Here is a 14,135-nt window from a genome sequence, read left to right on the forward strand (position 1 = left end):
TGGTCAGCAAGCTAGCCCAGTTCTGCCTCGATAGCCCGGGCGGCTAGGGCAATGCGTTCGCCAATGGCGGCGTTACTGAGTTGTGCGGAGCCGCTGCTGTAGACAACCGCAACTGCTGCTGGAAGCTGGCCCGGGACCTCGATGGGCACGGCAACAGAGGAAAGCCCTGCGATCACCTCGTCGATGCTTGTCGCATAGCCAAGTTGTGCTGCTGCGCGGGCTTCCGCACGGTAGGGGTGGCCGGTCTTCAGCCCCGCCCATTGGGCCTCGGAAAGTGAAGATTGCATGGCGATACCCGGGGCCCCATGGTCAAAGGGGTGTCGGGTGCCAGGGCGTTGAATGACCGCGGCGTGCACGTGGCGCGGTTCAACGGTCACCAATGTTGTGCATTCATCCTGGTCCCAGAGCACAACAAACGCACACATTTTCAGTTCGTTGGCCAGTGTGGTTAACTCCGGAAGCGCGGCGCTTTGTAGATCTCTTTGCACGCTGCGTGCCAGCACGGCAAGGCCGGGTGCGCTTTGCACGAGCCCGGTTTCATCACGGCTGACCAACCGGTGATCTTCCAGAGTGCGCAAAATGCGGTAGGCGATGGAGCGGTGCACCCCAAGGTCTTCGGCAAGCTGTGCAATGGTGCGTGGTCCTGTGGCATCGGCCAAAAGTTCGAGCATCCGAATGCCGCGCGAAAGGGTCTGGGATGCCGGGGCCTTGGGTGTGGATAACTGTGGCAACTGGTACCTTTCGTGGAACGTGCTAGGCGAGCTGTTGAAGAGGATCGGGGGTGATCTGGCGAGTCGGGGGATTTGGTTCGAAAGAAGAACCGAGAGTTCGATATTAGAATACTCGCTTTGCCGCTGCCGGAAGCGAATGGCGCAATGGAGTCCCCGGAAAGGCGAGGTGAGCTGGTCTGATGCGAAAGGGGTTGTCTCAGAGTCTGGACTGCGCGTGATGATGGTCACGGAAGTGGGGTATCATGATGCGTGTCACAATACCGTCCGAACGGTCGGTAACGTGAATCACAAACATTTCGCTAGTGCACCGCGCACACCAGACTTGGAGTTTCCATGGCCTCTGCATCTTTGGCGGCAAGCTCAAAGCGTTCCGAGGAACGCCGCGTTCTTGCAGGCACATTGGTTGGCACCACCATCGAGTGGTACGACTTCTTCATCTTCGCTCAGCTCACAGCAACGCTGCTGACCCCGCTCTTCCTCAAGCCGCTGGGTGAATCCAGCCCGGGACTAGCCCAGATCCTATCGTTCGCGATGATCGGTATTTCCTTCCTCTTCCGTCCGCTGGGCGCCATCGTCGCCGGCCACTTGGGCGATAAGTACGGCCGCAAGAAGATTCTTGTTGCAACCCTGATCCTCATGGGTGCGGCAACCGCGCTCATCGGTCTGCTGCCAACCTACGCACAGATCGGTTTCTGGGCCCCGCTCATGCTGGTCTTCCTACGCATCGTCCAGGGCTTCTCAGCCGGTGGCGAATGGGGCGGCGCTGCCCTGATGGCCGTAGAGCACGCACCCGAGAACAAGCGTGGCTACTTCGGTGCCTACCCGCAGATCGGTGTCCCGATCGGTATGATCCTGGCAACCGGCATGCTTTACATCCTGCGTGTAGCAATGACTCCGGAACAGTTCATGGCTTGGGGCTGGCGTATTCCGTTCCTCCTCTCGGTGGTACTGATCGTAGTAGGCCACCTCATCCGTAAGGCAGTTGAAGAATCACCGGTCTTCAAGCAGTTGGCTACGCGCAAGGCATCCGAGCACACCCCGCTCAAGCAGCTCTTCCAGTCCAACACCAAGGAAGTTATCCAGGCTGCACTGATCTTCATCTCGAATAACGCCGCAGGCTACCTGGTCATCGCGTTCTTCATCTCCTACACCACCAAGGTGTTGGGCATGGAAATGGCACCGGTGCTGCTGGCTACCACCATTGGTTCGGTCGGTTGGCTGATCTTCACCCTCGTCGGAGGCTGGCTTTCGGATATCATCGGTCGCCGCACCACCTTTGTTATTGGTTACGCGATCATCTTTGTCTGGATGATCCCGATGTTCATGCTCATTGACACCGGATCGATCTACCTTTATGGACTCTCGGTCTTCATCCTGACCATTGGTCTGGGCCTGTCCTACGGGCCGCAGTCGGCAATGTACGCAGAAATGTTCCCTGCCCACATTCGCTACTCCGGCATTTCGATTGGCTACGCCCTGGGTGCAATCCTTGGTGGCGCGTTCGCAGCGACGATTGCTCAGGTATTACTTGAAGAGACCGGCAAGTCCATCTCGATTGCCATCTACATCATGGTCATGACCATCATCTCCGTAGCCGGTGTGCTCTGGGTTGGCGAAACCAAGGGCAACAACCTGCACGTTGAAGATGCAGACCCGGAGCTTGTTGCTCTGGCTGAGAAGGCTGACAAGGCGGCTCAGGCCTAAAACGGCATCTCACTAGCGAGATAAAACCCAAAGACCGGTCCGGTTCGTCATTCGTTTCCCCTCCGAAAGGCGGGAGAGAAAACGAAGCGGGCCGGTCTTTTGTGTGCCATGCAACGCCGATGATCTCTGGTGAGTATCACGGACGCAGTGAAGCCGAAGATGTGTGAGTCAGAGATGAGGAATCAACGCGATGATTTCTTTGTCGCTGACCGAATCAAAACGCGAATAGAACGCACTCACGGTGTTGAAAACCTTGGGGGAGATGATGCTGATGAACTCATCGGCACTGTCGCTCAGATCGGCACGAGCGGAGGTTGGCGCCACGGGTAGTGCGACAATGACGCGCTTGGGCCCCGCGGCACGCACGGCATCAATGGCCGCGAGCATGCTGGCCCCGGAGGCCGCGCCATCGTCAACCAAGATCACGGTGCGCCCGGACACCGGAAGCACAATCTCTCCGATGAGCCGTTCCTGGAGCTCGGCAAGTTCCTCGCGGGCCTGAGCTTCAACAGCGGCAAGAATTTCGGCACTGAATTTCTCCTGAGTCGGGCCCCAGATGCGCTTGACGTATTGCAACGAGGTGTTTTGCCCATAGGAGGCAAGCGCCGCGAAAGAAACATCACTGCGCTCGGGCACCACGAGCCTGCGCACGGCAAGCGCATCGACCTCAACCCCTAGAATGCGGGCGGTCTCCGCAGCCACGGGAACTCCTCCGCGCAATAGCCCCAAAACCAGCACATTGGGATCTTGGGAATAGGTTGTCAGCGCCGCGGCCAAGAACTCTCCGGCCTCGACCCTGTCAGAAAAGCGGATGGGAGTTGTACGAGCAGATGTCATAAGACCAAGTCTGCACCAGAACCGCCACGGAACCTCGCCATGACACCGCTGCCCACCCTATGCGATTCCCTTTCAACATGAAGCCGTACATCGTTGGGAAATGTTGCAAGGAACATCTCAGGATGGCGCGCTATCCTGAGCTACATGCGCGGATCTTTGAAGGTGATTGCGGGACTCGGATTGCTGATGGTGCTCGTTGGTTGCACCTCGGTCAGCGAGCCCCTGCTTGGCGAATGGCGCTCGGAGCAACTTGATGGGGCTTCGCTAGTGGTTAAACCCGATGGATCCTTCGATGGGTTTGATGGATGCAATTCCTTTGCCGGCAAGCTTCACGCGATCCCCGAAACACAGAATAGTTTCCAGATTGAGGTAAAAGTCGTGGGGGCCCAAGGATGCCTCAACGGTGAAGGTGCCTGGGCCTACAACACCGAACTGATTGAGTTTGACGGCAGCGGCTTTACTGCTTTTGATTCGCAGGGAATGATTTTGGGGGAATTTACCCGCTAGCTGAGGAATCGCGGGTTCCTGGTGGCGCACGCTAGCCTGTGGGGTATGAGAGCTCTTGGAACGCTGATGGTGGCCGGAATTATCATACTGGGAGCCAGTGGCTGCGCCCAGCAACAAGAACCTGCAAACGAGAGCATCGTTGGCCAATGGATTCAAAAGACCGATACCACCACCATGCTCGATTTCGCCGCCGATAAATCGTTCACCGGCAATGATGGGTGCAATTCTTTGCTTGGCACGTGGAACAAAAGTGACCACGTGATAACCCTCGAAAATACAGCAATGACCTTGATGGCCTGCCAAGGTGTTGACACCTGGCTTTCGATGGCGCACACCGTTGAAATGACCGGGGATACCCTGAAGATCAATAATGCTCAGGGGCAAGAAATTGGTGTGTTGAACCGTGGCGAGGGCGCTAAATAGCTACTCGTTTGTCTAGCGCTACACCACAAGCCGGTGAGCCGGGGAAAACTTGTGAAAGTGAGCCCCCGACGCACCGGCTTGCCGTGCCATTAGGTAGTAGATGCTTATGGGTGGGCGTTTAGCGAGAAACCGACTTACCGCGTCCTCGGATTGCCCCATAGACACCGGCAACTATGGCACCACCGATCAGGGCAAGTATCCAGGTTTTCAAATTAAAGAACCCTCCAAGCCCGGTATTGAAGATGAGGGATCCAAGCCACCCGCCAACGATGGCACCGGCAACTCCCAATATGAGGGAGGTGAACCAGCCACCTTCGACCTTGCCCGGCATGAAGTTCTTGATCAGGGCGCCGACGATGAGTCCCAAGATAATCCAACTGAGTAACCACATGGTATGTTTCCTTAGCTGTCGTGAAGGCCGCCTGTGGGCGGCTCTGTTTCGGAGGAGCCTAGGTGTCCCCGGGCAGAAAAATTTACGCTAGGAAGCGTTGCATGGCAATCATCCTTGCGGATGATATTGCTATGTGTTGCTGCGCCCGGTGGGTCGGGAATCGCTGGAAAACTACTGTTCGTGCAGTTGATCATTGGCATGAAGAATGTGCAGAACAGCGGATTCGGAAACCTGGTCAAATTCTTGATAATAGGCCCCAACGGCTGTGAACTCACTCGGTGTGTAAAGACTTAAAACAACATTGGCCATGCTCAGGAATTCGTTAACCAAATATTGCGGAGACACCGGTACCGCAATGATGAGTTCTTGTGGATACTGCAGGGCCAACACCCGTAGGGCCGCATGCATGGTCGCCCCCGTGGCAAGGCCGTCATCACACACAATGACGGTGCGTCCGGTAATCGATGGCATGTGCTCGGCAAAGGTTTCACTAAGAGTCGAAAGCTGTTGCTGTGCCCGTGCGGTGGTTAGCGCCAGGGCCTGCTCGCCAGCTTGCTGCAACGCTGAGGCATGAAGTTTCTCATTGAGATATCTGGCCGATTGTAGAGAATAGGTAGCGACGGCACCAAAGGCTAGTTCGGGTTCGCTGGGAAAACCGAGCTTGCGTACGGCAAGCGCACCGAGCTGGCAGCGCGCGGCCATCGCCAGCGGTGCCGCAACCGGAACACCGCCACGCAGTAGGCCCAGTACTACCGCATTGCGGTGCAGTAGCCCCTGAGCGGCAAGTAAATCTGCTAACCGTGCTCCGGCTTCTTGCCTGTTGGCAAAGTAGTACCTCATGGAATAAGTCTCCTAGCTCACCCATCGCTAGGGAAGTGTTCCCCGTCCAACGGAGAACAGAGAAGATCACGCTGGTACTAGAGGCCGCGAGGTCACGTAGGAGCCCAAGAGCCCGAATGATTCACCTTGAGAGACGGCCAGTATACTCGGTTGCGCATTTTTCTTAGTGCACTGGGCACGAAAACCTAGCGGGCAGTGGAACCGAGAAACCATCGTCCTTCCACTTACACTCAAGGTGCTTGGCACAGGGGATCCATGCGGTGGTTTGGGCCACCCTCCTTCCAGCTGGGCAGGAATTGGGGCGCGACATGGGGACGCGAAACGAATCCGAAGTGAGCCTCAGGCAGCGTCTGGCACAGTACCCGAGTGTTGAACTCGTGGAACTGAACTGCACAGATTTCACAGTTTCGGTATTGAAAGCGCACGATCTATCGGTATACGTACCGGCCGCCGAGTACGGGGAGTATCTGTTGCTCCTAGCCGAAGGCACAGCAACAATCAGCCAAATAGACTTTGAGCTAAAACTTAGCGAAGACTCCAACCAGCTGTTCTTTGTGGGTAAGGGCCACGGCCGCGGTGGAACTTTGCTGATGAGTCATGCCGTGTTGGTATTGTGCAAGTTCCCGGACGGACTCGGCACCACGCTTGCACGGTGGGGCTTGCCGCTCTACCAGATCACCAACCTGCAGTTGAGTATTTCCTTGCTGAACAACACTGCCGGACGCTTCTTGGCAGAACTTGTGGCAAACCACGCAAGTACCAACGCAACGGCTCCGAGCCCAATTGCCGAGGTCGCGAAAAGCTTGCTCAAGGCCGTGCTGAGGGCAAATCTCCTGGAACTTCCGGAGAACAAGGCATTCACCACTAACCAGCGCGCCCTCGAGCTGGTATTGGAGCGCGGGCTTGACCCGGAACTTACCGTCACGGCCATAGCCGAACTACTACACGTTTCGGTACGGCAATTACAACGTGCATTCGTTCTCGATCTTCCCCTATCTCTGGTGTTAATGCGCCACCGGGCGGTTCATGCGCAGAAGCTGTTGACTCAACCCCAGACCGCCACCATGTCGCTGACTTGGATAGCTCAAAAAAGCGGGTTTAGTAATTCACGCACTCTGCGGCGAGCAACCTTGCAGATCTTTGGACAATGTCCGCAGCAGATCCGTACCGAATGGCTCGATGCACGGAACGAAGAGAGCTAATTCAAAGAGTGGCTTGGGCATCGCATAAAACGCCGTGCAACGGAGCCTATCCTCACCCGCCCTTTGGCCAGCTGGCCATTCCCTAACCCGGTAGTGGCCACAACCCGCGAATTTTTATGACGCCGGTGTTGTCTTAAAAGACTTTTATGTCGCCGCAACGCTACGAACTAGTGCACTAAGGCGACATCTACTGTCTATCTCACGACAAAGCAGAATCTCTGAGTGGGGGAAGCGCACTGTGGCTCACCGTTCGTGCTTAGCTGGGCAAAAGCTTCACCTAGATGTTTTTGGGGAAACACGAAAATCCTTTGAGGCGAAGATCGGTTGTGTTGACGGCAGCTGGATAACGCTGCCAGTACATGGTGCTGATTCCAGGCCTATTCGGGAGCGGGCTCCAATGCTGTTCCGACTGCAGAAACCAACTGAATTTCCAAAAGTGATGGGGAAAGCACGATGGACAATGATTTAGAAATCCGGCGTATTAAGACACCAACGATGGCCGATGCGATTATCCCGTTGGCTTTATTGGCAGTACTTATTGGCGGAGCCATTGCGCTCTTTGGGCTTGATGCCTTGGATGGACCGATCCAGGCTGCAATGGTGCTGTGCGCCCTGGTGGTGGCCTTGATCATCCTGAAAAATGGGCATAGCTGGAAATCGATTCAAGAAGCTGGTCAACAAGCACTCTCATCGGTTACCAGCGCGATTTTCATCTTGTTGGCCGTCGGTGCGCTGATTGGCGTGTGGAACATGTCAGGGACCATTCCAACACTTGTCTATTACGGCATGCAGGTGCTGGCACCGAGCTGGTATTACGCCGCAACGGCATTGATTTGCGGCATTGTCGCACTGAGCATTGGAAGCTCGTGGACCACCGCAGCAACCATCGGTGTTGGCCTGGTAGGCATTGGCACGATGCTGGGGGTGAGCCCGGCGATTACCGCAGGTGCCGTAATCTCCGGAGCCTACTTGGGGGATAAGCTCTCTCCACTGTCCGAAACGACGATATTGACCGCCCAAATGGTCGGCGTTGAACCAAGCGAACACATTAAACGCCAGGCCTGGACCTCGCTGCCCGCTTTTGGACTGGCCTTCGTGGTGTTTTTGATCCTGGGATTTACCACGCAGGTTACCGACAATGTGGAAACCACAAGCGAGCTGGCCGAACTAAGCAACCTGTACAACATCAATCCGTGGAACTTGCTTCCCTTACTTTTGCTCGGTGTGCTCTCGGCACGCAAGGTTCCTGCCTCGATGGCGCTGATGGCCTCGGCACTTTTCGCAGGTGTGCTAGGTAGCTTCCTGCAGCCGGGGGTCGTTGCAACATTTACCGGAGAATCAAACGCATTTATGGCCGGACTCAAGGGCACCTGGATGGCGATGTCCAATGGGTTCTCCAAGTCATCGGGGATTGGCGATATTGATAGGTTGCTCTCTCGAGGAGGCATGGAATCGATGCTCCCTACCCTGTGGCTGATCATGGCAGCCGTGACCTTCGGGACACTACTGGAGAAGTATGGGCTGATTTCTCGGCTGATCATGCCGTTACTTGCGTGGGCGCAATCCACCGGAAAGCTCTACATTGCGGTATTTATTTCCGCATTCGGCCTCAACATCGTGGCCGGTGACCAATACATTGCACTAGTCCTTCCAACACGGATTTACAAGGCGGAATTCGCCAAGCGAGGGCTGGCGCCCACAAACCTTTCGCGACTTACTGCCGACAGCGGAACCGTCACTTCGGCCCTAGTGCCGTGGAACTCCTGTGGCGCCTTCATGAGTGCGGCGCTGGGTGTCTCCACACTTGTGTATCTACCCTTCGCCCTGTTTAACATTTTCAGTCCGCTGTTGAGCGTGCTATACGGATTCACCGGGTTCAAGATCGAGAAGGTCGAGCCAGTTTTGGAAGACTCGACCGACCACTGAGGCAGTCATGCCCAAGAATTATGGAGGAAACAGCATGAGCGTCCAAGAGAAGACGACCTCGGCCAAGCTTGGTGTGCCGGCACTGACGGCGATGGTGGTGGGCTCGATGGTCGGGGCCGGGGTATTCACGCTCCCGCAACGTTTTGCCACCCAGACCGGTGTCTACGGGGCCCTTATCGCGTGGGCGATCGCCGGGGCGGGGATGCTGATGCTTGCCTTCGTGTTTCAGAGCCTAGCTATTCGAAAGCCAAATCTCGACAACGGTGTGTATGTGTATGCGCGCACCGGGTTCGGCGTTTACCCTGGCTTCCTGTCAGCGTTCGGGTTCTGGGCCAGTGCCTGTGCGGGCAACACGTTCTACTGGGTGTTGATCACCTCTACGTTGCAGCCGCTGATTCCCGCGTTTGGTGACGGTGGAACCTTGCCTGCGGTTCTCGTCTCGTCGGTCTTCGTCTGGGCTTTCTTCCTGCTGATCATGCGTGGGGTCAAGGAAGCAGCGGCCATTAACGCGATTGTCACTGTGGCGAAAATTGTCCCATTGATCCTATTTGTGGTGGTCATCATCGTCGCGTTCAAACCCGACGTGTTTATGGGCAACCTTACCGGCGGCTACGACCTGGGCGGGGACAGCCTCTTCACCCAGGTGCGCGGCACGATGCTGGTGACTGTCTTCGTCTTCCTCGGCATCGAGGGCGCAAGCGTATACTCGCGATTTGCCAAGAAGCGCGAGGACGTCGGCCGGGCCACGGTGCTGGGCTTCCTCTCGGTCCTCGCCCTCTTCGCCACGGTGTCGATCATCTCCTACGGCATCCTGCCCCAGGAAGAGATCGCGGAATTGCGTCAGCCCTCAATCGGCAGCGTTTTAGAGGCCGCAGTCGGGCCGTGGGGCGCGTGGTTCATCAGTGCCGGATTAATCATTGCGGTTCTCGGCGCCTACCTGGCCTGGAGTCTGATGGCCGCGGAGGTCCTGTACGCGGCGGCAAAGGACCGGGACCTACCGAAGTTCCTTGCCAAGATGACGCCCAAGGAGGTCCCCGGAAACGCACTGTTGCTGTCGACGATTTTTGTCCAGGTGCTGCTTGTGGTGGTGATGTTTGCCGATGGCGCCCTAGACTTCATGCTCGATCTCACCGCATCTCTGGCCCTCATGCCCTTTGCGCTCGCTTCCGCGTACGCACTGAAGATCGCGATCAAGCGGGATGGGTACGCCGAGATCTCCTCGGGGATCCGTGGCCGTGAGCTGCTGGTCGGCGCGTTGGCGGTGGCCTATACGCTCTTCCTGATCTTTGCTGCGGGCCCGGAGTTCTTGCTCTTTGCCTGTATCCTGCTGGCGCCCGGCACGCTGTTCTATATATTCGCGCGGCGGGAACAAGGCGTCCGGCTGTTCACCGCGCCCGGCTGGGTGGTCTTCATGATCGTGGTGGTCGGCGCCGTCGCCGGGATCGTGGCCCTGGCCACCGGGGCCATCACCATCTAGAAAACCGCATTTAGCCACCAATTTTGACACGCAACGGGAGGAATAAACGATGAACCATGAACCGCAACACGCAGTCTCCGAGCACGGGGTCCATTCAGAAGTGGGCAAGCTGCGTAAGGTGCTTGTGTGCGCCCCCGGGATGGCCCACGAGCGGCTGACCCCAGGAAACTGCGATGACTTGCTCTTCGATGACGTACTGTGGGTTCAGAATGCTAAACGGGACCACTTCGATTTTGTGGCCAAGCTGCGTGATCGCGGCACCGAGGTGCTGGAAATGCATAACGTGTTGGCCCAAACGTTGGCGATCCCGGGTGCCAAGGAATGGTTGCTGGATCGCACCGTGGTAGTCAACGAGGTGGGATTGGGGCTTGTGGCTGAGACCCGGGCCTACCTTGAATCTCTTGATCACCGCACACTAGCAAATCACTTCATTGGTGGGCTTGCCACCACGGATTTACCCGATGAATATCGCACCGGGTACTTGGCCCTGGCTCGCGAACAGGCAGGAGTACGTGAATACCTGCTCCCGCCGTTGCCCAACACCCTATATACGCGCGACACCACAGCATGGATCTATGGTGGGGTGACGCTGAATCCGTTGTACTGGCCGGCTCGACACGACGAGACATTGCTGATGAAGGCCATCTATCTCTTCCACCCCGAATTTGTGGGCTCCAAGATCTGGTGGGGTGATCCCGAAGAAGAATGGGGACAGGCCACCATCGAGGGTGGGGACGTGATGCCAATTGGCAATGGCAATGTGTTGATCGGGATGTCCGAGCGCACCTCTCGCCAGGGCATCACCCAGCTGGCCAAGGCCCTCTTCGAGCAGGAAGGCGCGCAGCGGGTGATAGTTGCAGGTATGCCCAAGCTGCGCGCTGCCATGCATCTTGACACCGTGATGACCTTCGCCGACCGAGATCTGGTGACGATTTTCCCGGATATTGTCAACCAAATTGCAACGTTCTCGCTGCGCCCCAGCGATACGGGCTCGGGCATCGAAGTGACCGAAGAACGTGCATCATTCACCGACGTGGTGGCCGAATCCTTAGGGCTGAATAAGCTGCGCATCGTGGAAACCGGCGGAGACATTTATGCCAATGAACGCCAGCAATGGGACAGCGGCAACAACCTTGTCTGTGCCGAACCAGGTGTCGTTTACGCCTACGACCGCAATACCCATACCAACTCGCTGTTGCGTAAGGCAGGAATTGAGGTCATTGAGATCGTTGGTGCCGAATTAGGCCGTGGACGAGGTGGCGGACATTGCATGACAAATCCGATCATCCGTGATGCAGTAGATTTCTAGAACCACAGGTGAAGGCAGCTTCCCTAACCCTTGGGAAGCTGCCACATGCAAAGAATTTTGGTGGTGGCTCAGTACGAGTTATCGCTAAACCCTGCAGCTGGCATTGCCTGCTGTGACTCTCCTAGTATCGATACAACGTATCGGTAGCCGGAGAGCACCTTCAAATAGAAAGTAGAAAAGCGTGTCCTTGCTCTCTTCATTTTGGGATCTCATCTGGTGGTTTATCACGGCATTCGTGTTCATCGCCTACCTGATGGCCCTGTTCTCGATCATTTCGGACCTGTTCCGTGACCCGAAGATCAAGGGCTGGCTCAAGGCAGTATGGCTGATCTTCCTGATCTTCCTGCCATTCCTCACCGCCATCGTGTATTTGATAGTTCGTGGCAAGGGGATGGGCGAACGAACCATTGCCCAGCAGCGAGCAGTGCGTGAATCCACCGAACAATATATTCGCAAGGCCGCAGGTGTTGGCGTTGTCGAAGAAATTGAAAAAGCCAAGAACCTTTTGGATTCCGGCGCAATTACCGCCGAAGAATATGCAGCCTTGAAGAAGCGTGTTCTTGTCTAACTAAGTGCCGCGCGATCCAGCTAAGGGAACGCATGCGCGGGCACCGATCACCAAGGCATTACGCCTTGGAGATCGGTGCCCGCTTGCTTTGTTCTGGAGCACAGAACCTCGCTGTCCCCCCTCGGGGGGCGGAGCATGCCAGTGAATTTGAGATAGCGGCGTATGGCCTCGCCACCGCGCAGCGATCGTTATGAAGTGCCCGTACCCGCACGAGGCGGTCAAAGTATTATCTCTATATTGCAGCGGTACACTCACGGTCCAAGAAATAGTGTTTTGCAGGACAAGAACCTAGTGTGCCCGGTTTTGGTTTTCTATCGGTGCCATCGAGCGCGTCGGGGCAGAGCGCTCAAAATCCTTGAGATACCGGAATTAGTGATGTCGAACACGTGGGTGTAGTTGGCGACGTAGACTGAAAGACCCGAGACTGAGGAGGGACTTTATGTCCAACGTCGAAGAATACGCAAGAAAACTTGCCGAACTACATGCCTCCGGGCAGCTGCTGGTCTTGCCCACCGTATGGGATACCTTCAGTGCCAACCTAGCCGTCGAGGCGGGTTTTGCCGGACTCACCGTGGGAAGCCACCCGGTGGCCGACGCCATGGGAAGCGCCGATGGTGAAGCCATGGATTTGAGCGATTATCTGGCCGTGGTGAAGCGGATCGTTGATTCCGTTGATGTCCCGGTGAGCGTCGATGTGGAATCGGGTTACGGCTTGGAACCAGCGGAATTGATGGCACGAGTGCTGGAATCCGGTGCCGTGGGTGCGAACATCGAAGACGTTGTGCATTCGCAGGGCAAACGAGTGCGTGAGGCTCAGGAGCACGCAGATTACATTGCAACTGCCCGTGCCCATACGGACGCCGCCGGAGTTGAGTTTGTGATCAATGGTCGCACCGATGCCATGAAGCTAGGCGCTGCGGTCTTTGCCGATCCGCTGGCCGAGGCCGAGACCCGGATCAAGCTCATGGAACAGGCAGGTGCCCGGGCCGTATATCCCGTGGGGCTATCCACCCCCGAACAAGTCTCACGCTTGGTCGGCGCGGTGTCGGTGCCGCTGAACGTGACGGCACATCCCGTCAAGGGTCATGGGGCGGGGAAGGTTACCGAGCTACGTGAGCTGGGCGTGCGCCGGGTTAGCTTTGGGCCATTGTGGCAAATGTGGCTGGCCGAGCAATCCTTGGCACCGCTGCGTAGCTGGTTGTAGTAACGCAACTCAATCTAATGACGTAGCCAGCCCATGTTGCTTCCCCACCCGGCACGACCCTGGTGGAGCCAGGCGGGGAAGCAGCATGACATTTGGTTCTCGGAACTAGTCGACTTTAGTTTTCGCATGGCGAAGTGCGCTACATCGGCTCTTAAGGCCGAATGCCAGCCGATGACCCAAACCGACTGCTACGGGCGTGCCCTGCGGATTTGCTGAATCTTCCGTTGCTCCCTAACCAATACACCACGTGAGGTCAGCTCCTGGGTGGCCTCAAAGGCAGCCAGTGAATCCTTGTCCCGCAGCGCCGCAACACGGCTCCGCATGAGCGCATGCTCCTCGGCCGTTAGCTTCGGATGACCATCGACCCACTCGATGAAGTCCGTGGCCCGGCGGTCGCCGGAGACTTCATACGGGTACCCGGCGCCGAGCAATGCCCGTTCCAAAGCCGTGCGTGAGAGATCATTGGCCTTGTGCCGGCTCAATTGGTGCCCGCGAACATCGAGAGCCACCAGCTCCTTGCCATCAAGAAACATGACGGCAATATCGCGGCGAGCCACGAATTGTTTTGCCTCGTATTGCTTAAGGACCACTCCATCGAGGGATACCTCGACCTCCAGGGTTTCTTTTTGGGTTTCGTCGGCTAGCCACAGTCCAAAAAGCAGCCCCACGATGCCCAGGATACCGATGGCCGCCCAGGAGGGCAGCTCCAGGACCAACCGCAACACGGCAGGGGTGCCGCCAAACAGGGAATTCAACCAGTCAGAGACCGGACCCACGACGAAGCCCGCACCAACCCCGAGCCCCGTGCAGAGCAACACCAAGGTGAGTAGGATGCCGGTGCGAATACGGACCTTGGAGACGGATGCCATGAAGCTTTTTCCTTTTGGTGTTTGACGTTGACGCGCCCAAACCACTCAGGACACACAGATAATCCTAGGCGGTCTCCGAAACAGAAGGCGCCCTCCACAGGACGACATCAGCGTTGTGTGGACTCATTCTTTGGTATCACTGACACC

14 protein-coding genes are annotated in these 14,135 nt (G+C 56.8%); 9 read left to right on the forward strand and 5 right to left on the reverse strand.

Features of this window, described 5'->3' with window-relative positions:
* Positions 1-11: 11 nt before the first annotated feature.
* Entirely contained in the window at positions 12-731 is a 720-nt protein-coding gene (locus CQ018_RS11555) for an IclR family transcriptional regulator (RefSeq protein WP_105550167.1), read from the reverse strand.
* Positions 732-1,064: 333 nt separating this feature from the next.
* Between CQ018_RS11555 and CQ018_RS11560 the strand changes: the two genes are divergently transcribed.
* The gene (locus CQ018_RS11560) at positions 1,065-2,435 is read left to right on the forward strand and encodes an MFS transporter (RefSeq protein ID WP_105550168.1); all 1,371 of its coding nucleotides are present in this window, start codon (positions 1,065-1,067) and stop codon (positions 2,433-2,435) included.
* A 168-nt stretch (positions 2,436-2,603) separates the two neighbouring features.
* On the opposite strand, the gene CQ018_RS11565 is transcribed toward CQ018_RS11560, so the two are convergent.
* On the reverse strand, positions 2,604-3,272 hold the full coding sequence (locus CQ018_RS11565) for a phosphoribosyltransferase (protein WP_105550169.1): 669 nt from the start codon (positions 3,270-3,272) through the stop codon (positions 2,604-2,606).
* A gap of 144 nt (positions 3,273-3,416) precedes the next feature.
* Between CQ018_RS11565 and CQ018_RS11570 the strand changes: the two genes are divergently transcribed.
* Positions 3,417-3,779, forward strand: coding sequence for a hypothetical protein (locus CQ018_RS11570; protein ID WP_105550170.1), 363 nt, complete (start codon positions 3,417-3,419; stop codon positions 3,777-3,779).
* A 45-nt stretch (positions 3,780-3,824) separates the two neighbouring features.
* Positions 3,825-4,202, forward strand: coding sequence for an META domain-containing protein (locus CQ018_RS11575; RefSeq protein ID WP_146111882.1), 378 nt, complete (start codon positions 3,825-3,827; stop codon positions 4,200-4,202).
* A gap of 118 nt (positions 4,203-4,320) precedes the next feature.
* Here CQ018_RS11575 and CQ018_RS11580 read toward each other — a convergent pair whose 3' ends face one another.
* Together CQ018_RS11580 and CQ018_RS11585 are read right to left on the reverse strand one after the other, a co-directional pair.
* Complete coding sequence (locus tag CQ018_RS11580) at positions 4,321-4,593, reverse strand: GlsB/YeaQ/YmgE family stress response membrane protein (protein ID WP_105550172.1); 273 nt, start codon at positions 4,591-4,593, stop codon at positions 4,321-4,323.
* Between the two features lie 171 nt (positions 4,594-4,764).
* A complete protein-coding gene (locus CQ018_RS11585) occupies positions 4,765-5,433 on the reverse strand; it encodes a phosphoribosyltransferase (protein ID WP_105550173.1) in 669 nt (222 codons plus the stop codon).
* A gap of 332 nt (positions 5,434-5,765) precedes the next feature.
* On the opposite strand from CQ018_RS11585, the gene CQ018_RS11590 reads away from it, so the two are divergent.
* The 6 genes from CQ018_RS11590 (at position 5,766) to CQ018_RS11615 (ending at position 13,119) form a co-directional block, all read left to right on the forward strand.
* Complete coding sequence (locus CQ018_RS11590; RefSeq protein ID WP_181149855.1) at positions 5,766-6,635, forward strand: helix-turn-helix domain-containing protein; 870 nt, start codon at positions 5,766-5,768, stop codon at positions 6,633-6,635.
* Positions 6,636-7,088: 453 nt separating this feature from the next.
* Entirely contained in the window at positions 7,089-8,561 is a 1,473-nt protein-coding gene (gene nhaC, locus CQ018_RS11595; protein ID WP_219844052.1) for a Na+/H+ antiporter NhaC, read from the forward strand.
* A 34-nt stretch (positions 8,562-8,595) separates the two neighbouring features.
* Positions 8,596-10,038 (forward strand): basic amino acid/polyamine antiporter, encoded by a 1,443-nt coding sequence (locus CQ018_RS11600; protein ID WP_105550176.1) that lies wholly within the window; start codon positions 8,596-8,598, stop codon positions 10,036-10,038.
* Between the two features lie 49 nt (positions 10,039-10,087).
* Positions 10,088-11,347 carry an arginine deiminase gene (locus CQ018_RS11605; RefSeq protein ID WP_105550177.1) on the forward strand — a complete coding sequence of 420 codons (1,260 nt, stop codon included), beginning with the start codon at positions 10,088-10,090 and terminating at the stop codon, positions 11,345-11,347.
* A gap of 181 nt (positions 11,348-11,528) precedes the next feature.
* The gene (locus CQ018_RS11610; RefSeq protein WP_105550178.1) at positions 11,529-11,915 is read left to right on the forward strand and encodes an SHOCT domain-containing protein; all 387 of its coding nucleotides are present in this window, start codon (positions 11,529-11,531) and stop codon (positions 11,913-11,915) included.
* Positions 11,916-12,354: 439 nt separating this feature from the next.
* Positions 12,355-13,119 (forward strand): isocitrate lyase/phosphoenolpyruvate mutase family protein, encoded by a 765-nt coding sequence (locus CQ018_RS11615; RefSeq protein ID WP_105550179.1) that lies wholly within the window; start codon positions 12,355-12,357, stop codon positions 13,117-13,119.
* A 188-nt stretch (positions 13,120-13,307) separates the two neighbouring features.
* Here CQ018_RS11615 and CQ018_RS11620 read toward each other — a convergent pair whose 3' ends face one another.
* A complete protein-coding gene (locus tag CQ018_RS11620; RefSeq protein WP_105550180.1) occupies positions 13,308-13,988 on the reverse strand; it encodes a hypothetical protein in 681 nt (226 codons plus the stop codon).
* Positions 13,989-14,135 lie beyond the last annotated feature (147 nt).

The organism is Arthrobacter sp. MYb227, from assembly GCF_002975435.1.
Lineage (GTDB): Bacteria > Actinomycetota > Actinomycetes > Actinomycetales > Micrococcaceae > Paeniglutamicibacter.